Annotated in this window: 21 protein-coding genes and 1 pseudogene; 19 read left to right on the top strand and 3 right to left on the bottom strand. The window is 74.0% G+C overall.

Going from position 1 to position 25,059, the window contains the following annotated elements:
• Window positions 1-29 precede the first annotated feature (29 nt).
• Entirely contained in the window at window positions 30-2,336 is a 2,307-nt protein-coding gene (locus KJS59_RS31365; protein ID WP_249714717.1) for a glycoside hydrolase family 3 N-terminal domain-containing protein, read from the bottom strand.
• A gap of 238 nt (window positions 2,337-2,574) precedes the next feature.
• Complete coding sequence (locus KJS59_RS22510; protein WP_249714719.1) at window positions 2,575-3,735, bottom strand: class I SAM-dependent methyltransferase; 1,161 nt, start codon at window positions 3,733-3,735, stop codon at window positions 2,575-2,577.
• A gap of 95 nt (window positions 3,736-3,830) precedes the next feature.
• Between KJS59_RS22510 and thrS the strand changes: the two genes are divergently transcribed.
• The 3 genes from thrS (at window position 3,831) to KJS59_RS22525 (ending at window position 7,973) form a co-directional block, all read left to right on the top strand.
• The gene (gene thrS / locus KJS59_RS22515) at window positions 3,831-5,852 is read left to right on the top strand and encodes a threonine--tRNA ligase (RefSeq protein ID WP_213454949.1); all 2,022 of its coding nucleotides are present in this window, start codon (window positions 3,831-3,833) and stop codon (window positions 5,850-5,852) included.
• Between the two features lie 241 nt (window positions 5,853-6,093).
• The gene (locus KJS59_RS22520; protein WP_213454950.1) at window positions 6,094-7,452 is read left to right on the top strand and encodes an MGH1-like glycoside hydrolase domain-containing protein; all 1,359 of its coding nucleotides are present in this window, start codon (window positions 6,094-6,096) and stop codon (window positions 7,450-7,452) included.
• Between the two features lie 50 nt (window positions 7,453-7,502).
• Window positions 7,503-7,973 (top strand): HIT family protein, encoded by a 471-nt coding sequence (locus KJS59_RS22525; RefSeq protein ID WP_213454968.1) that lies wholly within the window; start codon window positions 7,503-7,505, stop codon window positions 7,971-7,973.
• 29 nt (window positions 7,974-8,002) lie between these two features.
• On the opposite strand, the gene KJS59_RS22530 is transcribed toward KJS59_RS22525, so the two are convergent.
• Complete coding sequence (locus tag KJS59_RS22530) at window positions 8,003-10,180, bottom strand: elongation factor G-like protein EF-G2 (protein WP_213454951.1); 2,178 nt, start codon at window positions 10,178-10,180, stop codon at window positions 8,003-8,005.
• Window positions 10,181-10,357: 177 nt separating this feature from the next.
• Here KJS59_RS22530 and pgsA point away from each other — a divergent pair, with 177 nt between their 5' ends.
• The 16 genes and pseudogenes from pgsA to ruvC all read left to right on the top strand — a co-directional run.
• Window positions 10,358-10,999 (top strand): phosphatidylinositol phosphate synthase, encoded by a 642-nt coding sequence (pgsA, locus tag KJS59_RS22535; RefSeq protein ID WP_213454952.1) that lies wholly within the window; start codon window positions 10,358-10,360, stop codon window positions 10,997-10,999.
• On the top strand, window positions 10,996-11,904 hold the full coding sequence (locus KJS59_RS22540; protein WP_249714722.1) for a phosphatidylinositol mannoside acyltransferase: 909 nt from the start codon (window positions 10,996-10,998) through the stop codon (window positions 11,902-11,904). Before pgsA ends, KJS59_RS22540 begins: the two co-directional genes overlap by 4 nt.
• An 8-nt stretch (window positions 11,905-11,912) precedes the next feature.
• A pseudogene (locus tag KJS59_RS22545) lies at window positions 11,913-13,064 on the top strand (glycosyltransferase family 4 protein); the annotation flags it as partial.
• A gap of 110 nt (window positions 13,065-13,174) precedes the next feature.
• Window positions 13,175-13,675 (top strand): hypothetical protein, encoded by a 501-nt coding sequence (locus KJS59_RS22550; protein ID WP_213454970.1) that lies wholly within the window; start codon window positions 13,175-13,177, stop codon window positions 13,673-13,675.
• 111 nt (window positions 13,676-13,786) lie between these two features.
• The gene (pdxS, locus tag KJS59_RS22555) at window positions 13,787-14,707 is read left to right on the top strand and encodes a pyridoxal 5'-phosphate synthase lyase subunit PdxS (RefSeq protein ID WP_213454954.1); all 921 of its coding nucleotides are present in this window, start codon (window positions 13,787-13,789) and stop codon (window positions 14,705-14,707) included.
• Window positions 14,708-14,716: 9 nt separating this feature from the next.
• A complete protein-coding gene (pdxT, locus tag KJS59_RS22560) occupies window positions 14,717-15,367 on the top strand; it encodes a pyridoxal 5'-phosphate synthase glutaminase subunit PdxT (RefSeq protein ID WP_283775848.1) in 651 nt (216 codons plus the stop codon).
• A gap of 57 nt (window positions 15,368-15,424) precedes the next feature.
• Window positions 15,425-16,174 (top strand): YebC/PmpR family DNA-binding transcriptional regulator, encoded by a 750-nt coding sequence (locus KJS59_RS22565; RefSeq protein ID WP_213454955.1) that lies wholly within the window; start codon window positions 15,425-15,427, stop codon window positions 16,172-16,174.
• Between the two features lie 532 nt (window positions 16,175-16,706).
• Window positions 16,707-18,302: an MFS transporter gene (locus tag KJS59_RS22570; RefSeq protein WP_213454956.1), complete on the top strand. Its 1,596-nt coding sequence runs from the start codon at window positions 16,707-16,709 to the stop codon at window positions 18,300-18,302.
• A gap of 13 nt (window positions 18,303-18,315) precedes the next feature.
• Window positions 18,316-18,927, top strand: a complete 612-nt coding sequence (locus KJS59_RS22575; RefSeq protein ID WP_213454957.1) for a TetR/AcrR family transcriptional regulator — start codon at window positions 18,316-18,318, stop codon at window positions 18,925-18,927.
• A gap of 63 nt (window positions 18,928-18,990) precedes the next feature.
• Window positions 18,991-19,524, top strand: a complete 534-nt coding sequence (locus KJS59_RS22580; RefSeq protein WP_213454958.1) for a SigE family RNA polymerase sigma factor — start codon at window positions 18,991-18,993, stop codon at window positions 19,522-19,524.
• Entirely contained in the window at window positions 19,521-20,798 is a 1,278-nt protein-coding gene (locus KJS59_RS22585) for a WD40/YVTN/BNR-like repeat-containing protein (RefSeq protein WP_213454959.1), read from the top strand. The genes KJS59_RS22580 and KJS59_RS22585 overlap by 4 nt, the downstream gene beginning before the upstream one ends.
• Before the next feature lie 19 nt (window positions 20,799-20,817).
• Window positions 20,818-21,414 (top strand): hypothetical protein, encoded by a 597-nt coding sequence (locus KJS59_RS22590; protein ID WP_213454960.1) that lies wholly within the window; start codon window positions 20,818-20,820, stop codon window positions 21,412-21,414.
• Window positions 21,411-22,487 carry a peptidoglycan-binding protein gene (locus tag KJS59_RS22595; RefSeq protein ID WP_213454961.1) on the top strand — a complete coding sequence of 359 codons (1,077 nt, stop codon included), beginning with the start codon at window positions 21,411-21,413 and terminating at the stop codon, window positions 22,485-22,487. Before KJS59_RS22590 ends, KJS59_RS22595 begins: the two co-directional genes overlap by 4 nt.
• An 11-nt stretch (window positions 22,488-22,498) precedes the next feature.
• On the top strand, window positions 22,499-23,155 hold the full coding sequence (locus KJS59_RS22600; protein WP_213454972.1) for an ABC transporter ATP-binding protein: 657 nt from the start codon (window positions 22,499-22,501) through the stop codon (window positions 23,153-23,155).
• Window positions 23,148-24,404, top strand: coding sequence for an ABC transporter permease (locus KJS59_RS22605; RefSeq protein WP_213454962.1), 1,257 nt, complete (start codon window positions 23,148-23,150; stop codon window positions 24,402-24,404). Before KJS59_RS22600 ends, KJS59_RS22605 begins: the two co-directional genes overlap by 8 nt.
• A gap of 91 nt (window positions 24,405-24,495) precedes the next feature.
• A partial coding sequence (ruvC, locus tag KJS59_RS22610) for a crossover junction endodeoxyribonuclease RuvC (RefSeq protein WP_213454973.1) occupies window positions 24,496-25,059 on the top strand: 564 nt, incomplete at its 3' end.

The raw sequence follows: 25,059 nt of genomic DNA on the forward strand, positions 1-25,059 counted from the left end.
GGAACCCCCACCCCGGCCGCCCCCGCCGGTCACCCCGCGGTGCAGGCCCTTCCATTGAGGCTGAACGATGTCGGTCGAGGGTTACCGCCGCTGTACGATCCGTTGAACCCGATGTCCGTCGAGGCTCCCGGCGCCAGCGTGCCGTTCCACGACAGATCCGTGGCGGTCACGTCCGCGCCGGACTGGCTCCACGTGGCCGACCAGCCCTGGGTGACCCGCTGGTTGCCGGGGAACGTGAACTTCAGCGTCCAGCCGTTGACGGCGGCGGTGCCGGTGTTCTTGATGGTGACGCTCGCGGTGAAGCCGGATCCCCAGTCGTTGACCGCGTACGTCACCTGGCACGCCCCGGTCGTCGGCGGGGTCGTCGGCGGGGTGGTCGTGGGCGGGGTGGTGGGCGGCCTGGTCGTCGGTGGCGTGGTCGTGGGTGGCGTGGTCGTGGGTGGCGTGGTCGTCGGCGGCGTCGTGGGTGGGGTCGTGGTGGGCGGGGTGGTGGGCGGCGTCGTGGAATCGTCGTAGGTCAGCCCGAAGCCGAACGGGAACAGCGACGCCTTGCCGTCGCCGTCGTTGATCGGCTGCTGGCTCGCCGACTGCATCCACGTCACCGGCAGCTTCCCGGTCGGCTTGTACGCGCCGTAGAGCACGTCCGCCACGCCGGCGCCCTCCGTGCCCGGCAGCCACGAGGCCAGCAGCCCGGCCCAGTTGCCGACCTGGTCCGCGATGTCCATCGGGCGCCCGGAGACCAGCACCACGACCACGGGCACGCCGCTGGCGCGCAGCGTGTTGAGGGTGTTCAGGTCCGTCGCGTCCAGGCTCATCGAGCCGGTCCGGTCGCCCTGGCCCTCCGCGTACGGCGTCTCGCCGACCACGGCCACCGCGACCTTGTACGAGGAGTCGATGCCGCTGCCGTTCTGGCTGTACGTGACCGTGGTGTTCGCGCCCGCGCCGGCCCGGATGCCCTGCAGGATCGTGGTGCCCGGGGTGATCGCCCCGCTGCCGCCCTGCCAGGTGACCGTCCACCCGCCGCTCTGGTAGCCAATGTTGTCCGCGCTCTTGCCGGCCACGAAGATCTTGTTGTTGTCCCGGGCCAGCGGCAGCACCCGGTTCGCGTTCTTCAGCAGCACCTGCGACTTGCGCACCGCCTCGCGGGCGATCTCCCGGTGCGCCGCGCTGCCCACGGTGCCGGTGTACGACCGGTCGGTCAGCGGCTTCTCGAACAGCCCCAGCTCGAACTTCTTGGTCAGGATCCGCCGGTTCGCGTCGTCGATGCGCGCCTGCGTGATCCGGCCGGCCTGCACCTCGGCGCGCAGCGTGTCGATGAACGACTTCCAGGCGCTCGACACCATCACCATGTCGATGCCCGCGTTGATCGCCTGCCGCACCTCGGCGCCGGTGAACCCCGGCTGCCCGTCCAGCTGGTCGATGCCGTTGTAGTCGGTCACCACGAAGCCGGTGAAGCCCAGCTCGCCCTTGAGCACGGTATTGATCAGGTACGAGCTGCCGTGCAGCTTCTGCCCGTTCCAGCTGCTGAACGAGATCATTACGGACCCGACGTTGCGCCGCACCGCCTCCTGGAACGGCGGCAGGTGGATCGACCGCAGCTCGGCCTCGGTGATCTGCGCGTCACCCTGGTCCCTGCCGCCGGTGGTGCCGCCGTCCGCGACGTAGTGCTTCGCCGTCGCCAGCACCGACGCCGGCCCGTTCAACGAGCTGCCCTGCAGCCCGTCGATGATCGTGGCCATCGCCGTCGGGAGCTCGGGCTTCTCGCCGAAGGACTCGTAGGTGCGGCCCCACCGGTCGTTGCGGGCCACGCACAGGCACGGCGAGAAGGTCCAGTCGACGCCCGTCCCGCTCACCTCCTCCGCGGTCGCCCGGCCGATCCGCTGGACGAGCGCGGGGTCGCGGCTGGCGCCGAGCCCGATGTTGTGCGGGAAGATGGTCGCGCCGACCACGTTGTTGTGGCCGTGCACCGCGTCCGCGCCGTAGATGATCGGGATCTGTAGCGGCGTGGCCTGGGCGGCGCGCTGGTAGGCGTCGTACATGTCGGCCCAGCCGGTCGCCGTGTTGGGGCTGGGCGCCGCCCCGCCGCCGGAGAACACGGAGCCGAGCCGGTACGTGGTGACGTCGGCGTTGCTGGCGTTCGGCCGCTCCGCCTGCGTCATCTGGCCGAGCTTCTCGTCCAGGCTCATCCGGCCGAGCAGGTCGGTGACGCGGGTGGCGACCGGCAGGTTCGGGTCCTGGTACGGCAGGCCGGCTGCCGCCCGCGCGTGCGGTGCCAGTGCCACGCCGGCCGAGGCCAGCACGGCGGCGCCCAGCAGGGCGAGATATCGGGTGCGCACGGGGCGGGCCTCCTCGATCATGGTGGCTGGTCGTCGCCCGGGTGGCGTGGGAGCGCTCCCGGTGCGTGGCTCCATGCTCCGACAATGATCGGGAAACGTCAATGTAATGGGAGGTGCCGGTGCGCTGGCGGGTAGGTGGCGCGCCCCGGGCGGTGCCGCCCGGGGCGTGCGTGTTCACCCTCGTCGGCCACCACCCGCTCGGTAACCGACGCCCGCCCCGCCGCGCCGGGATCCGCCCTCAGGCGGGGGCGGATTCCGGCAGGCGGAGGACCCAGCGGTACGCCTGGACGAGACCGGTGTCGAAGCCGGCCGCGGAGCCCCAGAGGAACAGCCGGAAGCGCCGGTAGATGTGCTCGCCCCAGCGGGCGACGATCTCGTCCCGGGCGGCGTCCAGCCGCTTGGCCCACTCCCGGCAGGTGAGGAAGTAGTTGTGCCGGTCGTCGGCGACCGACAGCAGGTCGAACGGCGACTTCGCCACGTGCTTGAGGTACTCGTGCAGCAGCAGCGGCGAGGACTGCCCCGGGTAGATGTACCGGCTCATGAACGTGCTGACGCTGTGCTTGGCCCGCATCGCCAGCGCGTCGAGGTAGACCCGGCCGCCCGGCTTCAGCAGCCGCGCGTAGGTGCTCAGCGTCCTCCGGTAGTCGGGCAGGTGCTCGGTGACGCCCATGTTGACGATGGCGTCGTACCGTTCGTCCGGCCGGTACGAGAAGATGTGCTCGCGCACGACGGTGACCGGCAGGCCCTCGCGCCGGAAGAAGTCGTTGAGGAAGCGCTCGGACTCGGCCGCGAGCGTGGTGGTGGTGACCCTGATGTCGCGGCGGGCGGCGTACTCGGCGAAGGCGCCCCAGCCGCCGCCGACCTCCAGCACGTGGTCGCCGGGCTTGATCTCCAGCGCCTCCAGGGCCAGGTCCATCTTGCGGGTCATGGCGTCCTCGAGGGGCTCGTCGTCGTACGCGAAGACGCCCTCGGTGTAGCAGCGGTGCCGGTCGTCGAGGAAGCTCAGGAAGAACTCGGACTCCTCGTCGTAGTGCGCGGAGATGGAGCGCCGGTCGTGTTCCTTCCGGCCGCGCAGCAGCGCGGGAGCCCAGCGGCTGAGCCAGGCGACCGGGTGGAAGTCGTGGAAGAACTGGCGCATGCGCAGCGCCGCGGACAGGTCGCCGTCCACGTCCAGCCAGCCTTCGAGGTACGCCACGGCGACGCCGAACTGGTCCAGTCCGGCGAGCGCGCGGGCACCGCGGGTGTCGGTGATCCGGATGGTGAAGGCGGGTTCACCGGTACCGAGGGTGTGTGCCGGGCCGGTCGCGTTCCCTACCGCGAACGGGATGGCCGGCCGGTTGCCCGCGAAGAAGCGGGTGTAGCGCCGTTGCAGGGCGCCGATCACGTCAGGAGCAGCCACGCGCTGAATGTAACCCCCGGGGTGCGCCGCCGGCAGCGGGCCGGCCGGAGACGGATAGCATCGGTTGGTCCATTACCCATGTGAAGGAGCGCCCCGTGGCCACCGAGCCCGCCAAGCCCGCCGCCGTACCTACCGAGCCCGTCCTCGTACCGGCCGGTACGACGGCCGCCGCGGCGGTGGCCGAGGCGGGGCTGCCGATGACCGGGCCGAAGGCCGTCGTGGTGGTGCGGGACCCGGACGGCACGCTCCGCGACCTGGACTGGACCCCGGAGTACCCGATCCGGGTCGAGCCGGTACCGATGGACTCGCCGGACGGGCTGAACGTGCTGCGCCACTCGTCGGCGCACGTGCTGGCCCAGGCGGTGCAGGACGTGTTCCCGGAGGCGAAGCTCGGCATCGGCCCGCCGATCCAGAACGGCTTCTACTACGACTTCGACGTGCCCCGCCCGTTCCAGCCGGAGGATCTGGACCGGCTGGAGAAGCGCATGCTGGAGATCGTCAAGGCCGGGCAGAAGTTCCGCCGGCGGCGGTTCGGGTCGGTCTCGGAGGCCGCCACGGAACTGGCGGACGAGCCGTACAAGCTCGAGCTGATCGATGTGGCGGGCGCCGGCGACTTCGACGCGGACGAGCTGATGGAGGTCGGCGGCGGCGAGCTGACGATCTACGACAACGTCGACCCGGAGTCCGGCAAGACCTGCTGGTCGGACCTGTGCCGGGGGCCGCACCTGCCGTCCACCCGGCTGATCGGCGCGGTGAAGCTGATGCGCAGCGCCGCCGCCTACTGGCGGGGGAGCGAGCGGAACCCGCAGCTGCAGCGGATCTACGGCACCGCCTGGCCGACCCGGGACGCGCTCAAGGCGTACCTGAAGCTGCTGGAGGAGGCGGCCCGCCGGGACCACCGCAAGCTCGGCGCGGAGCTGGACCTGTTCTCGTTCCCGGACGAGATCGGCTCGGGCCTGGCGGTGTTCCACCCGAAGGGCGGCATCATCCGCCGGGAGCTGGAGCAGTACTCGCGCCAGCAGCACGAGAAGGCGGGGTACGAGTTCGTCAACAGCCCGCACATCACCAAGGCCCAGCTGTTCGAGACCTCCGGCCACCTGCCGTACTACGCCGACACCATGTTCCCGCCGATGGCGCTGGAGGGTGCGGAGTACTACCTGAAGGCCATGAACTGCCCGATGCACAACCTGATCTACCGGGCGCGCGGGCGGTCGTACCGGGAACTGCCGCTGCGGCTGTTCGAGTTCGGCACGGTGTACCGGTACGAGAAGTCCGGCGTGGTGCACGGGCTGACCCGGGTGCGCGGGCTGACCCAGGACGACTCGCACATCTACTGCACCAAGGAGCAGATGCCGGGCGAGCTGCGCACCCTGCTCCACTTCGTGCTCGACCTGCTGCGCGACTACGGCCTGGCGGATTTCTACCTGGAACTGTCCACCCGGGACGACTCGCCGAAGTTCATCGGCGAGGAGGCGGAGTGGGCCGAGGCCACGGAGGCGCTGCGCGCCGCGGCCGAGGAGTCCGGGCTGGACCTCGTGCCGGACCCGGGCGGCGCGGCGTTCTACGGTCCGAAGATCAGCGTGCAGGCGCGGGACGCGATCGGGCGCACCTGGCAGATGTCGACCGTCCAGATCGACTTCAACCAGCCAAAGCGGTTCGGGCTGGAGTACCAGGCGGCGGACGGCAGCCGGCAGCAGCCCGTCATGATCCACCGGGCGTTGTTCGGCTCCATCGAGCGCTTCTTCGGGGTGCTGACCGAGCACTACGCGGGCGCGTTCCCGGCCTGGCTGGCCCCGGTCCAGGTGGTCGGCATCCCGATCCGGGACGACCACGCCGGGTATCTGGGCTCCTTTGTGGAGGCCCTGCGGGCCGAGGGCATCCGGGCGCAGGTGGACACGTCCGACGACCGGATGCAGAAGAAGATCCGCACCGCCCAGCAGCAGAAGATCCCGTTCATGGCGATCGCCGGGGACGCGGACGTCGAGGCCGGCACAGTGTCCTTCCGGTACCGGGACGGCTCGCAGCGCAACGGCGTGCCGCTGGCGGACGCGGTGGCGCACGTCGTCGACGTCGTCCGGTCGCACACGAACGAGGGGCCGAGCGCCGCCCAGGCGTGACGGCCGCCGTCCACCGAACGGGATAGCCCATCCGGTCGGCGGGCGCAGCGGTTAGTCGCCGGGCCCGGGCCGAGTGGATACTGTCATTCGATCTCTGCCGGGTATGGGATTGATCGATAGGGCTTGAGCGGGGCCGGCTCCCTCGGGAGCCGGCCCTCGCCATGGCATGCCGCGCCCGCCCGGGCCCCGCCCGCACCCAACCATCCCCGAGAACAGAACGATGACAACTCAACCTCTCCCCATGCCCCACGACGTTCCCGCCGGCCGGCGGCTGCGCCGCCTCGCCGTCCAGACCCTGGACGGGAACTGGGCCCGCGGCCACACCGTGCCGTCCCGGCAGCTCTACCCGCACCAGTGGAGTTGGGACGCGGCGTTCATCGCCATCGGACTCGCCCACTACGCGCCCGAGCGCGCCTGGCACGACCTGCGGGCCCTGTTCGCGGGGCAGTGGGCGGACGGCCGCGTGCCGCACATCGTCTTCGACGCCTCCGTGGCCGAGGCCGACTACTTCCCGGGACCCGCGTTCTGGCGCGCGCCGTCGCCGCCGGCGATGCCGGGCGGCGCCACGACCGGGCTCGTTCAGCCGCCGGTCCACGCCGTCGCCGCCTGGGAGGTCTACGCACGCGACCGGTCAGCCGCCGCCCTCGGGCACCTGGGCTGGCTGTACCCGCGCCTGGTGGCCCAGCAGGAGTACCTGCTCGGCCGGCGGAACGCGGGCGGCGCCGGGCTGCCGGCGATCGTGCACCCGTGGGAGTCCGGGTTGGACAACAGCCCCGCCTGGGACGCGCCGCTGACCGAGGTGCCGGTCGACGAGGACCTGCTGCGCCGGTACGCCCGCCAGGACCTGCGCCGGGCACACGCCGAGCACCGGCCCACCGACGTGGACTACTGCCGGTACATCCACATCGCCGAGACCTACCGGGACAGCGGCTACGCGGACGGGGCCGGTGATCCCGCCGGGCTCGCCGACCGGCACCCGTTCGTGGTGGAGTGCCCGAACTTCGTCGCGCTGACCGCCGCCGCCGAACGCGCCCTGGCCGCCATCGCCCGCGTGCTCGACGCCGATCCGGCACCGCACCTGGACCGGGCCGCCGCCCTGACGGCCGCCCTGGTCGACCGGCTGTACGACCCGGTGAACGCCACCTTCCACGCCCTGGACGTGCGCACCGGCAAGCTCAGCCCGGCCCGCTGCGTCAACGGGCTGACCCCGCTGATCCTGCCCGACCTGCCGGAGCCGGCCGTGCGGGCCATCCTCGCCGAGGGCGCCTCGCCCCGGTTCGGCTGGCCCACCGCCGGGCGGGGGCTGCCGCTACCCAGCCACGACCGCACCGCGCCCGACTTCGACCCGGTGCGCTACTGGCGCGGGCCGAGCTGGATCAACATCAACTGGCTGCTCTGGCGCGGCCTGCGCACCCACGGCCGGCACGACCTGGCCGCCGCCCTGCGCGCCGCGATGCTCGGCCTCATCGACCGGGAGGGCTGCTTCGAGTACTACCACCCGGACACCGGGCAGGGCGTCGGCGCCGCCGCGTTCAGCTGGACCGCCGCGCTCGCGCTCGATCTGCTCGCCGAGCCGGCGCCGGTAGGATCGGGCGGGTGACGGACGTCAGTGCCCCCGACGGGCTGGAACGGCTCTGGACGCCACACCGGATGGCGTACATCTCGGGCGCCGAACGGCCGGCCGAGGGGTACGAGCGCCCGGCCGGCTGCCCGTTCTGCCTGGCGCCCGGCCGCCCGCCCGAGCAGAGCCTGGTGATCGCCCGGGGCGCCACCGTCTTCGCGGTGCTCAACCTCTACCCGTACAACCCGGGGCACCTGATGGTCTGCCCGTACCGCCACGTCTCCGACTACACCGATCTGGACGCGGACGAGACCGCCGAACTGGCGGCGTTCACCCAGACCGCGATGCGGGTGATCCGCAAGGTCAGCAACGCGCACGGGTTCAACATCGGCATGAACCAGGGCGCCGTCGCGGGCGCCGGCATCGCCGCCCACCTGCACCAGCACGTCGTGCCGCGGTGGGGCGGCGACGCCAACTTCATGCCGGTCATCGGCCAGACCAAGGTGCTGCCCCAACTCCTGGCCGACACCCGCACCCTCCTGACCACCCACTGGCCCTGACTCCCGCCCCCACCGGTCCGGGCGCGGCGTCAGTGGTGGGTGGGGGTCTCCTTGCGGATCTGGTCGGCCAGGTGGCCGGGCATCGGGTCGTGGCGGGCGAACGCGCGGTGGAAGGTGCCCGCGCCGCTGGTCATCGCGCGCAGCTCGATGGCGTACCGGAGCAGTTCCGTGGCCGGCACCTCCGCGTTCACCAGCGTGCGCCCCTCGCCGTCCGGATCCGGTTCGGTGCCCAGGACGCGGCCCCGGCGGCCGGACAGGTCGCTCATCACGGCGCCGACGAACGCGTCCGGCACCCGCACGGTGATCTCGTCGACCGGCTCCAGCAGCGTGACCTGGCTCTTCTCGGCGGCGTCGCGCAGGGCGAGGGCGCCGGCGGTCTGGAAGGCGGCATCGGAGGAGTCCACGCTGTGCGCCTTGCCGTCGAACAGGGTGACCCGCAGGTCCACCACCGGGTAGCCGGCCACCAGGCCGCGCTCCATCTGGGCCCGCACGCCCTTCTCCACGGACGGGATGTAGTTGTGCGGCACGGCGCCGCCGACGACCCGGTCCACGAACTCGAAGCCGGCGCCGCGGGGCAGCGGCTCGACCTCGATGTCGCAGACCGCGTACTGGCCGTGGCCGCCGGACTGCTTGACGTGCCGCCCGTGGCCCTTGGCGGTGCCGGCGAACGTCTCCCGCAGCGCCACCCGGACCGGTTCGGTGTCCAGGTCGACGCCGCCGGCGCGCAGCCGCTCCAGCACCACGTCCGCGTGCGCCTCGCCCATGCACCACAGCACGAGCTGGTGGGTCTCGGGGTTGCGCTCCAGGCGCAGGGTCGGGTCCCCGGCCACGAGCCGGCCGAGGTTCTTGGCCAGCGCGTCCTCGTCCGAGCGGGTCTTGGCGACGATCGCCACCGGCAGCAGCGGCTCGGGCATCGCCCACGGGGCGACCAGCAGCGGGTCCGACTTGGCGGAGATGGTGTCGCCGGTCTCGGCGCTGCCGGACTTGGTGACCGCGCAGATGTCGCCGGCCACGCAGTGGGGTACCTCGCGGAGCTGGGCGCCCAGCGGCGAGTAGATGTGGGCGACGCGCTCGTCCGCGTCGTGGTCCGGGTGGCCGCGCTGCTCCATGCCGTGCCCCGAGATGTGCACCGCCAGCTCGGCGCGCAGCGTGCCGGAGAAGACCCGGACCAGGGACACCCGGCCGACGAACGGATCGATCGTGGTCTTGACCACCTCGGCGACCAGCGGGCCGTCCGGGTCGCAGGCCAGCGGCGGGCGGGGCGAACCGTCCACGCCCGTGACGGCCGGCAGTTCGTGCTCCAGCGGGGACGGGAACGCGTCCGTCAGCAACTCCAGCAGGGCGTCCAGGCCGACCCGGGTGGCGGCGCAGACCGGTACCACGGGGTAGAAGTGGCCGCGGGCGACGGCCTTCTCCAGGTCCTCGGTGAGCGTGCCGGTGTCGATCTCCTCGCCGCCGAGGTACCGGTCCATCAGGGTCTCGTCCTCGCTCTCGGCGATGATCCCCTCAATGAGCTGGTTGCGGGACTCGGCGATGGCGGGCAGGTGCTCCGGGTCCGGCTCGCGCACGGCCGGCGGGTAGCCGGCGCCCGGCCCGTCGCCGCCGTAGTCGAAGACGCGCTGGTTGATCAGGCCCATCAGCCCGGCGACGGTCTGCCCGTCGTCGGCCAGCATCGGCAGGTACAGCGGCATGACGTTGTCGCCGAACACCTCCTGGCAGGCGGCCAGGGTGCCGTCGAAGTCCGCCCGCGGGTGGTCCAGCCGGGTGACGGCGACCGCCCGCGGCATGCCGACGGCGGCGCACTCCTCCCACAGCGCCCCGGTGGCCGCGTCCACGCCGTCCACCGCGGAGACGACGAACAGGGCGGCGTCGGCGGCGCGCAGGCCGGCGCGCAGTTCGCCGACGAAGTCGGCGTAGCCGGGCGAGTCGAGCAGGTTGACCTTCACGTCGCCGTGCGGCAGCGGCGCGCAGGCCAGGCTCACCGAGCGCTGCTGGCGCACGGCGGCGGGATCGTGGTCGCAGGTGGTGGTGCCGTCCGCGACGGTGCCGGCCCGGGCGATCGTGCCGGTGGCCGCCAGCAGCGCCTCGGCCAGGCTGGTCTTGCCGGCCGAGGAGTGCCCGACGAGCACCACGTTGCGGACCCTGCCGGGCGCGTCCACCACCGGCGCGGGGCCGGTGACTCCCTTCTCCTGCGCCTTCTGCGCCATGCGCGCACCTCCTGTGACTGGGCGGACGGTGGAGCGTCGGTTACCGGGAAGTGTGCCGGACCTTCCGCCCGTAATGAGCTGGCTGACGGTACTTTTCGATCCCACACCCGCAACCCTGCGTGACACAAGCCCGGCCGGTGTTCGGCGGCCGGAGCGCGCCGATATCGTGAATGCGCCATGGCTAAGATCTTCAGCGGGTCGGCCCGCGCCGCAGTCAACCGCGTGTTCGATCCGGTCGCGCGGGTGCTGCTGCGCGCCGGCGTCTCCCCGGACGCGGTGACCGTGTTCGGAACCGTCGGCCTGGTGGCCTCGGCGATCGTGTTCGGCGCCCGGGGACACTTCGTGATCGGGGCGTTCGTGGTGACCGCGTTCGCCTTCACCGACCTCATCGACGGCACGATGGCCCGGATGCGCGGCGGGAGCCGCCGATTCGGCGCCCTGCTGGACTCGACGATGGACCGGATCGCGGACGGCGCCACGTTCGGCGCGGTCTGCTGGTGGTACGCCACCCACAACGACCGGTGGACCCTGCTCGCCGCGCTGCTCTGCCTGGTCAGCGGGCAGATCATCTCGTACGTGAAGGCGCGCGGCGAGGGGCTGGGCTTCAGCGTCAACGTGGGCGTCGCCGAGCGCGCCGAGCGGCTGGTCCTGCTCGGCATCGGTGGCCTGCTGACCGGCTGGAACATCGCCCCCTGGGGCCTGCCGGCCGCGCTGTGGATCCTGGCCGCGCTGTCCTTCTACACGATCTGGCAGCGGCTGGTGCACGTCTACCGGGCGGACCGGGCCGCGGTCGCCGCCGACCCCTCGGAGCTGCCTTGACCGGCCGCGGGGTGGAGTTCGGGTACGCCGCCGCGTGGCGGCTGGCCCGCACCCTGCCGGCGCCGATCGCGTTCGGGCTGGCGCGGCTGGCCGGTGACTACGCGTACCGGCGGGGCGGCCCCGGTACGCGCCGGCTGGCGGCGAACCTGCGCCGGGTGGTCGGACCGAGGATGCCCGAGGCGGAGCTGGCCGACCTGGTCCGGGCGGGGCTGCGCTCGTACGCCCGGTACTGGATGGAGGCGTTCCGGCTGACGAACCGGTCCCGCGCCCAGCACCTGGCGGGCTTCCGCCTGGACGGCGAGGAGTTGCTGGCCGCCGACGTGGCCGCCGGGCGGGGCGCGGTGGTGGCGCTGCCGCACGCCGCGAACTGGGACGCGGCCGGCGCCTGGGTGGCGGCGCACGGCTGGCGGATGGTCACCGTGGCCGAGCGGCTCAAGCCGGAGGCGGTGTACGCCCGGTTCATGGCCTTCCGTGAATCCCTCGGGATGGAGATCGTGCCGGCGACCGGCGGCGACCGACCGCCGATCGACGTGCTGACCGAGAAGCTGCGACAGGGGTACATCGTGCCGCTGCTGGCCGACCGGGACCTGTCCGCGCGCGGCGTGGAGGTGGAGTTCTTCGGCGGGCGCACCCGGATGCCGCCGGGCTGCGCGCTGCTCGCGGTGCGCACCGGCGCGCCGCTGTACGTGCTGCACGCCTGGTACGGGCCGGACGCCGTGCACGCCCGGCTGGTGGGGCCGCTGCCGGTTCCGCCAGCCGCCGACACGGCCGCCGCCGTGCGCGCCCTGACCCAGCTCATCGCCGACGAGCTGGCCCGCGGGATCGCGGCGCACCCGCGGGACTGGCACATGCTGCAGCGGCTGTGGCTCGACGAGCCCGCGCCAGCGCCGGCGAACCGGCCTTAGGGGGCGGCGTGCGGATCGGAATCGTCTGCCCGTACTCGCTGGACGTGCCGGGCGGCGTGCAGAACCACGTCCAGGACCTGGCCGAGACGCTGATCGCGCTCGGTCACCGGGTCAGCGTGCTCGCCCCGGCCGACGACGACGCGCCGCACCCGCCGTACGTGGTGCCGGCCGGGCGCTCGGTACCGTTCCCGTACAACGGCTCGGTGGCCCGCATCACGTTCGGCCCGGTCTCCACCGCCCGGGTGCGGCGCTGGCTGACCCGGGGCGAGTTCGACGTGGTCCACGTGCACGAACCGTTCGTGCTGAGCGTGTCGATGCTGGCGGCGCTGTCCGCCCGGGCCCCGGTGGTGGCCACGTTCCACACCGCGATGACCCGCTCCCGGGCGATGGCCGCCGCCCAGGGGGTGCTCCAGCTCATCCTGGAGCGGATCACCGCCCGGATCGCGGTCAGCGCGCTGGCCCGCAAGGTCCAGGTGGAGCACCTGGGCGGCGGCGCGGTGGAGATCCCCAACGGGGTCGCGGTGGCCCGCTACGCCGCCGCGGAGCCGCTGTCCGGCTGGCCCGGCCCGTGCGCCCCGGGCAGCGGCGGCACGCTGGGCTTCCTCGGGCGCTTCACCGAGCCGCGCAAGGGCTTCCCGGTGCTGCGCCGGGCCTTTGTGGACCTGGCGGAGCGCCGCCCGGGGCTGCGCCTGCTGGTGGCCGGGCCGGGGGAGCGGGAGACGCTGCTGGAGGAGGTGCCGCCCGCGCTGCACGACCGGGTCACGTTCCTCGGCCTGGTCCCCGAGCGGGACAAGCCCCGGATGCTGCGCAGCGTCGACCTGTACGTGGCGCCGAACACCGGCGGCGAGTCGTTCGGGATGATCCTCACCGAGGCGATGGCCGCCGGCACCCCGGTGGTCGCCAGCGACCTGGACGCGTTCCGCCGGGTCCTGGACGGCGGCCGGGCCGGCGCGCTGTTCCCGACCGGCGACCACGCCGCCCTCGCCGCCGCCGTCGGGCCGCTGCTGGACGACGCCGGGCGCCGGGCCGCCCTGGCCGCCCGCGCGAGCCAGGTGGTGGCCGCGTACGACTGGCCGGTCGTGGCCCGGCGGGTCCTCGAGGTGTACGCGACGGCGATCGAAGCGGCCGGCGGGGTCGCCATCGACGACGCCGCCCTGGGCGATGTCACCCTGGGTGACGGCACCGTCGGTGATGTCGGAATGGGCGATATCGGTACCGGGGACGACGGGCAGCTCGAGGAGCAACCCGGGTGACATCCGGCGCCACTACGATGCGCGGAATGTGGTCGGTGGTGGCCGTGGTCGCGGTCGTGGTCCTGGTGGCGATGTACGTGACGTGGCTGGCGGGGCGCCTCGATCGGCTGCACGCCCGGGCCGCCGCGGCGGCCCGGGCGCTGGACGCCCAGTTGCTGCGCCGGGCCGCCGCCGCGGCGGTGCTCGCCGAGGAGCTGGCCGCCCCCGAGCTGTACGCGGCCGCCCGCGACGCCCTGGACGCGGCACCCGGCGAGCGGGAGGCCGCCGAGAACGATCTGACCCGGGCGCTGCGCCTGATCGACCACCCGGCCGGCGGGCCGGCGGGGGAGGCGGTCGTTGCCGCCAGCCGCCGAGTGGAGCTGGCCCGGCAGGTGCACAGCGACTGCGTCCGGGACGCGTTGGCGCTGCGCCAGCGCCGGCTGGTCCGGCTGCTGCGGCTGTCCCGCCGGCACGACCGCCCCGGGTACTTCGACGTGGGCGACACCACGCTGGAGCTGACGCCACCGGTACCCGCCTGAGCGCGGGGCCGGCGGGGCCGGCGGTACCGGAGTGACCGGCGCCACGCGGCAGGCCACCGGAGCGCGATTGGCCGTCGGGTGCGGCCACCCGGGCGGCGTAGGATTTCCGGCATGTCCGAGACTGCCGAGCAGGCTGCTGAGCAGGTCAAGCCCGTCACCGGCACCGCGCGGGTGAAGCGCGGCATGGCCGAGATGCTCAAGGGTGGCGTGATCATGGATGTGGTCACCGCCGAGCAGGCCAAGATCGCCGAGGACGCCGGCGCGGTCGCCGTGATGGCGCTGGAGCGGGTGCCCGCCGACATCCGCGCCCAGGGCGGGGTGGCCCGGATGAGCGACCCCGACCTGATCGACGGGATCATCAACGCGGTCTCCATCCCGGTGATGGCCAAGGCCCGGATCGGGCACTTCGTCGAGGCGCAGATCCTCCAGTCGCTCGGCGTGGACTACGTCGACGAGTCCGAGGTGCTGACCCCCGCCGACTACGCCCACCACATCGACAAGTGGGCGTTCACCGTCCCGTTCGTGTGCGGCGCCACCAACCTGGGCGAGGCGCTGCGCCGGATCAACGAGGGCGCCGCGATGATCCGCTCCAAGGGCGAGGCCGGCACCGGCGACGTCTCCAACGCCACCACGCACATGCGGCGGATCCGGGCCGAGATCGCCCGGCTGACCTCGCTGCCCGCCGACGAGCTGTACGTCGCCGCGAAGGAGATGCAGGCCCCGTACGAGCTGGTCCGCGAGGTGGCGACCACCGGCAAGCTGCCGGTCGTGCTGTTCACCGCGGGCGGCATCGCGACCCCGGCCGACGCGGCGATGATGATGCAGCTCGGCGCCGAGGGCGTGTTCGTCGGCTCCGGCATCTTCAAGTCCGGCAACCCCGCCGAGCGGGCCGCCGCGATCGTCAAGGCCACCACCTTCTACGACGACCCGGACGTGCTCGCCAAGGTCTCGCGCGGGCTGGGCGAGGCGATGGTCGGCATCAACGTCGAAGCGGTCCCCGAGCCGCACCGGCTGGCCGAGCGCGGCTGGTGACCGCGGCCCGTGACTGAGCCGTCCGGCGGGTCGTCGGGCGCACAGGCCGGCGCGCAGTCGGCCGCGCCCCGCGTCGGCGTGCTCGCGCTCCAGGGCGACGTGCGCGAGCACCTGCGCGCCCTGGCCGCGTGCGGTGCCCAGACCGGCCCGGTGCGCCGCCCCCACGAACTGGCCGAGGTCGACGCGCTGGTGGTGCCGGGCGGCGAATCCACCACCATCAGCAAGCTCGCGATCGAGTTCGGCCTGCTGGACCCGATCCGGGAACGGGTCGCCGCCGGCATGCCCGTCTACGGCTCCTGCGCCGGCATGATCATGCTGGCCACCGAGGTCCTGGACGGCCGCCCCGACCAGCGCGGCTTCGACGGCATCGAGATGACCGTGCGGCGCAACGCGTTCGGCCGCCAGGTCGACTCGTTCGAGGCCGCCGTCCCGGTCAAGGGCGTCGAGGGTGGACCCTTCCACGCGGTCTTCATCCGGGCACCCTGGGTGGAGAGCGTCGGCCCCGGTGTCGAGGTGCTCGGCGAGGTCGCCGACGGCCCCGCGGCCGGCCGGATCGTCGCCGTGCGGCAGGGCAACCTCGTGGCCACGTCGTTCCACCCCGAACTCACCGGGGACCCGCGACTGCACCGGTACTTCGTGGACGTCGTGCGGGACCGGTAGGATTGATGCGCTCTGCGGTCAGGTGGTCGCGGGCCTGGCTAGCGACGTGGAGGGGTAATGTCCGGCCACTCAAAGTGGGCGACGACCAAGCACAAGAAGGCGGTCATCGACGCCAAGCGCGGCAAGCTGTTCGCCCGCCTCATCAAGAACGTCGAGGTGGCGGCCCGCACCGGCGGCGGTGACCCGGCCGGCAACCCCACGCTGTACGACGCCATCCAGAAGGCCAAGAAGAACTCGGTACCCAACGACAACATCGACCGCGCCGTCAAGCGCGGCTCCGGCCAGGAGGGCGGCGGCGCCGACTGGCAGACGGTGACGTACGAGGGGTACGGCCCGAGCGGCGTGGCGATCCTCATCGAGTGCCTCACCGACAACCGCAACCGGGCCAGCACGGAGGTCCGCACCGCCCTGACCCGCAACGGCGGCACCATGGGCGACGCCGGCTCGGTCGCGTACATGTTCTCCCGCAAGGGCGTGGTGATCGTCCCGAAGGCCGACCTGGCCGAGGACGACGTGCTGCTGGCCGTCCTGGACGCGGGCGCGGAGGAGGTCAACGACCTCGGCGAGAACTACGAGGTGGTCAGCGAGCCCGGCGACCTGCTGGCGGTCCGCAACGCCCTCCAGGAGGCGGGCATCGAGTACGAGTCGGCCGAGTCGTCGTTCGTGCCGTCGGTGAACGTGCCCCTGGACGAGGACGGCGCCCGCAAGGTGTTCAAGCTCATCGACGCCCTCGAGGACTGCGACGACGTGCAGAACGTCTACGCCAACTTCGACGTCTCCGACGAGGTCATGTCCGCCGTCGGCTGACCCTCGTTGTGCCTGTCCGGCGCAGCGCTGCGCGTCCGCGCTCACCGCAATGACGAACGCTGGTGGCGCGGCCCGGTGGCGCGGGCTCGGCGGTGGCCCGGTTCGGCTCGGCGGCGGCGTGGCGGCGACCGGCTCGGCCTGACGGCGTACCTCGGCGGCCTCGGCCCGGCGGCGTGGCGGCCCCGGCCTGGCGCGTAGCCGGCTCGGCGTGGCGGCGTGGCCTGGCGGCAGTGGCGCCACGTCGCTTTGCCCTGCTTCCGTATAGAAACGGCGGCACCCGCGCGCCTGCCTCGTCGCCGTCGGACCACATGGTGCCGCCGGGGTACACACGCCCTCGGCACAGGTCGCTGTCGTGCCGCCGCCCCGCACCGCGTGCGGGCCGGAGTAGCCGGTAATCGGTCGGGGCACGGTCGCGCGTTACTCCCTGTGACCGAGGCCACTTTATGATACGAGACGGTTCCGTATCGCTTGGGCTCCCCCTAGGTTGATACGAGTCAGTTCCGTTTCACAATCCACGTCCGGGGGAGACTACGTGGAAACATCAATCAACACCGGCCACCCGCGCCGCTGGGCCATTCTCGGCGTGCTGGTGGTCAGCCTGCTCGTGGTCGTGCTCGACAACACGATCCTGAACGTGGCCCTGAAGGTCCTCGCCGACCCGCGGCAGGGGCTGGGCGCCACGCAGAGCCAGCTCGAGTGGTCCATCAATTCGTACACCCTGGTCTTCGCGGGCCTGCTGTTCACCTTCGGCATCCTGGGCGACCGGTACGGCCGCAAGCGGTTCCTCCAGGTGGGCCTCGCGCTCTTCGGCCTGGCGTCGCTGCTCTCGGCGTACGCGCAGAGCCCCGGTCAGTTGGTGGCGGCCCGGTCGCTGATGGGGCTGGGGGCGGCGGCGATCATGCCGGCGACCCTGTCGATCATTTCGAACGTCTTCGACCCGCGGGAGCGCGGCCGGGCGATCGGCGTCTGGTCCGGCTCGGTGGGCATCGCGGTGGCGATCGGGCCGATTCTCGGCGGGGTGCTGCTGGAGCACTTCTGGTGGGGCTCGGTCTTCCTGATCAACGTGCCGGTGGTGCTGGTCGGCCTGGTCGCGGTGGCGCTGATGGTGCCGGAGTCGCGCAACCCGGAGCCGGGCCGGGTGGACCTGATCGGGGTGGTGCTGTCCGTCGTCGGGCTTACCGGCCTGGTGTACGGGATCATCGGCGGCGGCGAGGACGGCTTCGGTCGGGTCGACGTGTGGGTGTGGATCGTTGGCGGCCTCGCGGTGCTGGGCGCGTTCCTGGCCTGGGAGCGGCGCACCGCGTACCCCGCCCTGGACGTGGGGCTGTTCCGCAACCCGCGGTTCTCCGCGGCCACCGCCGCGATCGCGCTCGTCTTCTTCGCGGGCTTCGGCGCGTTCTTCTTCCTGTCGTTCTACCTCCAGTTGGTCCGCGACTTCACGCCCCTGCAGACTGGCTTGCTCCTGCTGCCGTTCGCGGTGGCCCAGTTGGTGTTCGCGCCCCGCAGCGCGGCGGTGGTCAAGCGGTACGGCGCGAAGGCGGTCGCGGCGGTGGGCCTGGCCCTGACCGGGGCGTCCCTGGTGGGGTTGGCGTTCCTGACCGCGCACACGCCGATCTGGGTGTTCGCGGTGATGTGCTTCGTGCAGGGCATCGGCATGGCGAACGTGCTGCCACCGGCGATGGAGTCGGTGATGTCGTCGCTGCCGCGGGAGAAGGCCGGGGTGGGCTCGGCGGTCACCAACACCGTGCGGCAGGTGGCGTCGGCGCTGGGCATCGCGGTGCTCGGCTCGGTCGTCGCCGGCGTGTACCGGGACCGGGTGGCCGAGGCGGTCGCCGGGCTTCCGGCGCCGGCCCGGGTGCCGGCGACCGAGTCGATCGCCGGGGCGTACGGGGTGGCCGAGCGGCTCGGCCCGGCGGGCGCGCCGCTGATCGGGGCGGCGAACGACGCGTTCGTGGTGGCGATGCACTGGGCGGCCGCGAGCGGCGCGACGGTGGCACTGCTGGGCGTGCTGGTGGTGCTGCGCTGGATGCCGGGGCGGTCGGCCGCGCCCGCCCCGCGGGTGGTTTCCGAGCAGGTCACCCAGGCCCGCGCGGAACAGGTGCTTGACCCGGAGCTGGCCGAAGCGTAACCGGTCGGCAACAATGCAGGCTATGACCACCGACGTCGGGAGCGCTCCTCGGTCGCCCGGGCGACCGAGGAGCGCTCGCGCGGACGAAGCCATCATCGAGGCCGTGCTGAACCTGCTCCAGGACGGCACACCGATCGACGCGCTCTCGATCGAGGCGGTGGCCGCCCGCGCCGGGGTCGGCAAGGCCACCATCTACCGGCGGTGGCCCAACAAGGAGGCCCTCCTGCTGGACGCCGTGCGGGCGCTCAAGGGCCCCCCGCCCCAGGTGGAGGGCGAGTCGGTGCGGGCCGATCTGATCCGGCTGCTGTCCGTGATGAGCTGCAGCCAGGAGCGGCGGGCGCTGAACGTGATGCCGTGTCTGGTGCCGGAGCTGGTCCGCAACGAAGCGCACTACCGGCTGTACCAGGAGCTCATGGAGCCGCGCCGGGAGCGGATGCGGGAGGTGCTGCGCCGCGGCGTGCGGACCGGCGAACTGCGCGCGGACCTGGACGTCGAGCTGACGATGACGATGCTCTCCGGGCCGGTCCTGCTCCAGCGGCTGCTGCGTTGGAACCCGCACCTGGAGGAGAAGAACCTGGCCGAGCGGATCGTCGACGCGGTGCTCGCCGGGATCGCCGGGAAGTAATTTTCCCCGCGAGGCAACCCGGCGGCGTCCTCACGCGCACCTAGTCCTCGAAGGAGGGCGCGCATGCGGGGGGACGCGGAGGAGCGGCGCCAGTTCGGCGAGTATTTCGCCGCGCGCCGGGACGCCGTGCGTCGGACGGCCTATCTGCTCTGTGGCGACTGGCATTGGGCGGAGGATCTCACCCAGGTGGCGTTCATCCGGCTCGCTGACGGCTGGTCGCGGGTGCGGGATCGGCAGGCGTTGGACGCGTTCGTGCGTACCTGCCTGGTCCGGGCGTACCTGTCCGAGACCCGTCGGCTGTGGCGGCGCCGGGAGCGGCCGTACGGCGACCCGCCGGAGGCCGTGGTGCCGGACGACGGGCCCGAGGCGTTGGCCCAGCGGGAGCTGTTCGCCCGCGCGCTGCGCCGGCTGCCGCCCCGCCAGCGGGCCACCCTCGTCTGCCGGTACTACCAGGAGTTGGACGTCGCGGAGACGGCCGCGGCGCTGGGCTGTTCGGTCGGCACGGTCAAGAGCCAGACGGCGCGCGGCCTGGCCGCCCTGCGCGAGCTGCTGGGTGACGAACTGCCGGGCGCGCTGAGCGGGGTGGGTGGGCGATGACGGACCTGCGCGAACTGCTCGCGGACGTGGCCGGCGAGCCCGGGCCGCCGAGCCGGTTGACCTCGGATGCGCTGTTCGCCGCCGGCCGGCGCCGGCGGGCCCGCCGCCGGGCCGCGCTGACCGGCGCCCTGGCGGGCCTCGTGGTGGCCGTGGTGGCCGGCGCCGCCACGGTGGTCGGCGGTCCGCAGGCCGCGCCGCCGCGGCCGGGTGAGCCGCCCGTCACTGCCGGGCCGGGTGCCACCGACCTGGTGCAGTGGGTGGGCGCCGGCGACGCCGAGCACGTGTACCAGGCGTACATCCGATGTGCGGGGTCCGAGTGGCCGTGGTCGCCGGCCACCCAGGGGACCGCCGGGCCGCCGGCCTGCGACAAGAGCCGCTTCATGGTCGCCGAGTCCGCTGATGGCGGCCGCACGTGGGGAGCGCTCGGCGCCCCGGTCGACCCGGAGGGCCTGGTGGTGCTCGGTCCCGGCCGGCTGGCGGCGCTGGCGCAAGGTGGCCTTGGCCTTCTGGTCAGCACGGACGGGGGCGCCACCTGGTCGTCCGCGGCCCGGGGGCCGGACGTGGTCGCGGCGCCGGCCGGGGCGCCGCTGCTCTGCCTGGCCGACGCCGTCGACGCGCCGTGCACGCTCACCGTCGTGGACCCGGTCGCCCACCGCTACTTCGCGTTGGCCGAGCAGCCGGGGGTCAAGGTGTTCCCCGGGGTGCGGGCAGCCGTCCCGGCCGCGGTGCGCGACGGTGATCGGCTCTGGATCGGCGGCAGGACCGGTGACGGGCGCCCCGCGGTCGCGGAGAGTCCGGACGCCGGGCGCAGTTGGACGGTCACCCCGCTTCCCGCGTGCGCCGCCGCCGAATGCCCCCCTCCGGAGGTGGTCGCCGGCCCCAGCGGCGTCCGGTACGCGGTGGCCACCTCGCCGACCGACCGGCAACGCTGGGCCGCCTTCCGGTGGAGCGGCCCCGGCCGGTGGGAGCCGGCCGGTGCGGCGCCGACCGGTCCGGTGGGCACGGTGGTGGGCTGGGGCTACGTGGCCGGCGACGGCCGGCTGGTCCTGGTCGAGCTGCGGCGCTCCGCCCGAGTGGACATCGACCGCCAGCGCTACTGGGCGGCACCGCCGGGCGGTGGGCAGTTCGTGCCCGTGTCGCCGCCGGGCCTGCCCGACACGGTCTACCCCGTCCAGCGCAGCGCGGACGGCTGCTACTACGCGCTCAGCTACTCCGACCGGGTTCTGTACCGCTCTGCCGACGGCTGGCGCTGGTCGCCCGCCGGATCACGCTGAAGGAAGGTCTCTCGCAACGATGCCTAGACACCCCCTGCCCGCAATCGCCGCGGCCGTGGCGCTCGTGGCGCTCGCCCTCTCCGGCTGCGGCGGCGACCCGGGCCCCGAGGTGGCGACCGCGGCCACCGGGGCGCCCACCGCGGACGCGTCCGCCACCGGCGGCGGCGCCGTGGCCGAGTACCTGGCGGCGCAGCGCCAATGGGTCGGCTGCATGCGCGAGCACGGCTACGAGCTGCCCGATCCGGACTCGCGCGGCCGGGTGGACGTCAACCTGCGCCAGATCGGCGTGACCGACAAGACCGACCCGCGCTTCATCCAGGCGCAGCAGGACTGCCGGCGGTTCAGCCGGGAGGTCCCCGAGGAACTCCTGGAGCGGGAGGTGCTGACGGCCGATCAGATCGCGCACCGCCGCGCGTACGCGAAGTGCATGCGGGAGCACGGCGACGAGTCGTTCCCCGACCCGGAGCCGGACGGCACCTGGCCCCGCCGGGCCAACCCGGGCGGGTCGGAGCAGGGCGCGGAGCAGGGGTACCGCGCGGGGCTCACCTGCGCGCCGGTGCTGGACGGCAAGCCGGCCGACCCCAACGCCACCCCGCCGCCGGACGCCAAGGGATGAGGCGGGGCGGTGTGCTCGCGGCCGGTGCGGCGGTGCTGACGGTCGCGGTGGCGGTCGCGGCCAGCCTCGGCCTGGGTGGCGCCCGCGGCGAGGGCGCGGACGGCGGCGGCGTGGACGTCGCCCCCGTCACGGCGCCGGTGACCCGGCAGACGCTGGTGCGCACGGTGACCCTGGCCGGTGACCTCGACTACGGCGCCACCACGCCGCTCGCGGTGGCCGCCGAGGGCACCGTCACCTGGCTGGCCCCGGTGGGTGTCACGGTCCGCCGCGGCGACCCGCTGCTGCGCGTGGACGAGCGCCCGGTGCTGCTGCTGTACGGCGCGGTGCCGATGTACCGCGCGCTCGCGGCCGGCGCGACCGGCGCCGACGTCGCGCAGTTCGAACGGAACCTGGCCGCCCTCGGCTACACCGGATTGACCGTGGACGACACGTTCAGTGCCGCGACCGCCGCGGCCGTCAAGCGGTGGCAGCGGGACCTGGGTCTGCCCGAGACCGGGACGGTGGAGCGGGAGCGGGTGGTGTACGCGCCCGGCGCGGTCCGGATCGGCGAGCACCGGGTCCGGGTGGGCGCGGCGGCGACCGGGGAGGTGCTCGGGTACACGGGCAGCACGAAGGTGGTCACCGTCCAGGCGCAGGCCGGGCAGGTGGGCTGGGCGACGCGGGGTGCGGCGGTGACGGTCGTGCTGCCCGGTGGGGTCACCCTGGCGGGCAAGGTGGACCGGGTCGGCGCCGAGGCGCTGCCGGCGTCGGGCGGGCAGGAGGGGGAGCCGGCCAGTCCCGGCACCGGCGGCGCGACCGTCGCGGTGACCGTCACCATCGCCGACCAGCGCGCCGTCGCGAAGATCGAACGCTCGCCGGTCGACGTGCGGTACGTCGCCGAGCGCCGCGCGGACGCGCTGACCGTGCCGGTGGGCGCCCTGCTGGCGCTGGCCGAGGGCGGGTACGGGGTGGAGATCGTCTCCGGCGGCGGCGCGCGGACCGTGGCGGTCGAGACCGGGCTGTTCTCCGACGGGCGGGTCGAGGTGCGCGGCCCGGACCTGGCCGAGGGCGTCCTGGTGGCGGTGCCGCAATGACCGACCCCGCGATGATCGAACTGGTGGACGTGACCAGGACCTATCCGGGCGGGGTGACCGCGCTGGCCGGGGTGACCGCGCGCGTCGAGGCGGGCGAGCTGGTCGGCGTGGTTGGCCGGTCCGGCTCCGGCAAGTCGACCCTGCTGCACCTGATCGGCACGCTGGACCGCCCCTCGTCGGGCTCGCTGCGGGTGGCCGGGCACGAGGTGGCCGGCCTGGCGGACCGGGCGCTGTCGGCGCTGCGGGCCCGGCACATCGGGTTCGTGTTCCAACAGTTCCACCTCGCGGCCGGCGCCTCGGCGGTGGACAACGTCGCGGACGGCCTGCTGTACGCGGGGGTCGGGCTGCGGGAGCGGCGCCGGCGGGCGGTGGCGGCGCTGGAGCGGGTGGGCCTGGGGCACCGGCTGGGGCACCGGCCGGGCGCGCTGTCCGGCGGCGAGCGGCAGCGCGTGGCGATCGCGCGGGCGGTCGTGGGCGACCCGCCGCTGTTGCTGGCCGACGAGCCGACCGGGAACCTGGACTCCGGGTCGGGGGCGCAGGTGCTGTCGCTGCTGCGGGAGCTGAACGCGGCCGGGACGACGATCGTGGTGGTCACGCACGACGCGGCGATGGCCGCCACCCTCCCGCGTCGGCTCGCCGTGCACGACGGGCGGGTGACCGATGGCTGACCGTCGCCTCCCGACCGGCGGGCAAGCCGGCCAACTCGCACCGGCCGGCCGAAAGGCCGGCCAGCTCACGCCGGCCCGGCTCGGCCCGGCGGACCTGGCGCGGCTCGGCGCCGCGGGGATGCGGGCGCGGCCGCTGCGGGCGGTGCTGTCCGCGCTCGGCATCGCCATCGGCATCGCCGCCATGCTCGCCGTCGTCGGCATCGCCACCTCCAGCCGGGCCGAGCTGACCCGCACCCTGGACCGGCTCGGCACCAACCTGCTCACCGTCGCGCCGGGTGCCGGCATCACCGGCGAGCGGACCCGGCTGCCCGCGCAGGCCACCGCGATGATCGGCCGGATCGGGCCGGTCCAGGCGGTGGCCGCCACGGCCGCCCTCGAGGACGTGGCCGTCTACCGCAACGACCACATCCCGTCCGGGCAGACCGGCAGCATCGCGGTGTTCGCCGCGGAACCCGGCCTGCCCGGCACGGTGGGCGCCACGCTCGCCCGGGGCTCCTGGCTCACCCCGGCCACCGAGCGGTACCCGGCGGTCGTGCTGGGCGCCACCGCCGCGCAGCGGCTCGGCGTACGCGTGATGGGTACCCGGGTGTGGCTGGGCGGGGAGTGGTTCGCGGTGGTGGGCGTGCTGCGTCCGGTGCCGCTCGCCGGGGAGTTGGACTCGGCGGCCCTGGTCGGCTGGCCCGCCGCGACCGCGTACCTGGGCTTCGCCGGCAACCCCACCACGGTGTACGTGCGCGCCGCGCCGCAGCGGGTCGAGGCGGTCCGCGCGGTGCTCGGCCGGACGGCGAAGCCGCAGGCCCCGGACGAGGTGCGGGTCTCCCGCCCGTCCGACGCCCTCGCCGCGCGGCGGGCCGCCGACGCCGCGCTCACCGGCATGCTGCTCGGACTCGGGGCGGTGGCGCTGTTCGTCGGCGGCCTGGGGGTGGCCAACACGATGGTCATCTCCGTGCTGGAGCGCCGGGCCGAGGTCGGGTTGCGCCGGGCGCTGGGCGCCACCCGGGGGCAGATCCGGGCCCAGTTCCTCGCCGAGTCGCTGCTGCTGTCCGCGTTGGGCGGCGCCGCGGGCACCCTGCTCGGCGCGCTGGTGACCGCCGGGTACGCGGGCGGCCGCGGCTGGCCGGTCAGCCTGCCGGCCTGGGCGTCGGCGGCCGGGGTCGGCGTGACGGTCGTGGTCGGTGCGCTGGCGGGGCTCTACCCGGCGGTCCGCGCCAGCCGGCTCGCCCCCACGGAGGCCCTCGCCGCGCCGTAACGGGCCGCCGGGCGCGTGTCGCGGCGGGGGCGCCGGACGGGACCCGATAGTGTGTCGAACACACGTACGTCAGGTCGGGAGGGGGCGCGTGGTGCGGGTGCTCGGCGTCGACCCGGGGCTGACCCGGTGCGGCGTCGGCGTCGTCGAGGGCGTGCCGGGGCGGCCCTGCACGCTGGTCGCGTACTACGTGGTCTACACCGACCCGGAGGACGCCCTGCCGCTGCGGCTGCTGCACCTGGACCGGTCGCTGACCGACCTGATCGCCGAGCACCGGCCGCAGAGCGTGGCGGTGGAGCGGGTGTTCAGCCAGCACAACGTGCGCACGGTGATGGGCACCGCGCAGGCCGGCGCGGTGGCGGTGCTGGCCGCGGCGCGGGCCGGTCTGCCGCTGGAGCTGTATACGCCGAGCGAGGTCAAGGCGGCCGTGACCGGCTCCGGCCAGGCGGGAAAGGCGCAGGTCACGGCGATGGTCACCCGGCTGCTCGGGCTGGACGCCCCGCCCCGGCCGGCGGACGCGGCGGACGCGTTGGCGCTCGCGGTGTGTCACGTCTGGCGTGGCGGCACCCGGGCGAAGCTGTCCGCGGCGGCGGAGCGGCTGGCCGCCGCGGAGCGGGCGGCGCGCGGCAAGGGCGCCCGCCGCCGCGCCGAACTGGAG

The sequence above is a fragment of the Rhizomonospora bruguierae genome (genome assembly GCF_018397995.1).
GTDB classification, from domain to species: Bacteria; Actinomycetota; Actinomycetes; order Mycobacteriales; family Micromonosporaceae; genus Rhizomonospora; species Rhizomonospora bruguierae.

What these genes read in the sequence shown, in the direction of transcription:
- KJS59_RS22520 (WP_213454950.1), top strand. Translation starts at nt 6,094, where the DNA reads ATGCCCCACGACGTTCCCGCCGGCCGGCGGCTGCGCCGCCTCGCCGTC.
- KJS59_RS22525 (WP_213454968.1), top strand. Translation starts at nt 7,503, where the DNA reads ATGGCGTACATCTCGGGCGCCGAACGGCCGGCCGAGGGGTACGAGCGC.
- KJS59_RS22530 (WP_213454951.1), bottom strand. Translation starts at nt 10,180, where the DNA reads ATGGCGCAGAAGGCGCAGGAGAAGGGAGTCACCGGCCCCGCGCCGGTG.
- pgsA (WP_213454952.1), top strand. Translation starts at nt 10,358, where the DNA reads ATGGCTAAGATCTTCAGCGGGTCGGCCCGCGCCGCAGTCAACCGCGTG.
- KJS59_RS22550 (WP_213454970.1), top strand. Translation starts at nt 13,175, where the DNA reads ATGCGCGGAATGTGGTCGGTGGTGGCCGTGGTCGCGGTCGTGGTCCTG.
- pdxS (WP_213454954.1), top strand. Translation starts at nt 13,787, where the DNA reads ATGTCCGAGACTGCCGAGCAGGCTGCTGAGCAGGTCAAGCCCGTCACC.
- KJS59_RS22565 (WP_213454955.1), top strand. Translation starts at nt 15,425, where the DNA reads ATGTCCGGCCACTCAAAGTGGGCGACGACCAAGCACAAGAAGGCGGTC.
- KJS59_RS22575 (WP_213454957.1), top strand. Translation starts at nt 18,316, where the DNA reads ATGCAGGCTATGACCACCGACGTCGGGAGCGCTCCTCGGTCGCCCGGG.
- KJS59_RS22580 (WP_213454958.1), top strand. Translation starts at nt 18,991, where the DNA reads ATGCGGGGGGACGCGGAGGAGCGGCGCCAGTTCGGCGAGTATTTCGCC.
- KJS59_RS22585 (WP_213454959.1), top strand. Translation starts at nt 19,521, where the DNA reads ATGACGGACCTGCGCGAACTGCTCGCGGACGTGGCCGGCGAGCCCGGG.
- KJS59_RS22590 (WP_213454960.1), top strand. Translation starts at nt 20,818, where the DNA reads ATGCCTAGACACCCCCTGCCCGCAATCGCCGCGGCCGTGGCGCTCGTG.
- KJS59_RS22595 (WP_213454961.1), top strand. Translation starts at nt 21,411, where the DNA reads ATGAGGCGGGGCGGTGTGCTCGCGGCCGGTGCGGCGGTGCTGACGGTC.
- KJS59_RS22600 (WP_213454972.1), top strand. Translation starts at nt 22,499, where the DNA reads ATGATCGAACTGGTGGACGTGACCAGGACCTATCCGGGCGGGGTGACC.
- KJS59_RS22605 (WP_213454962.1), top strand. Translation starts at nt 23,148, where the DNA reads ATGGCTGACCGTCGCCTCCCGACCGGCGGGCAAGCCGGCCAACTCGCA.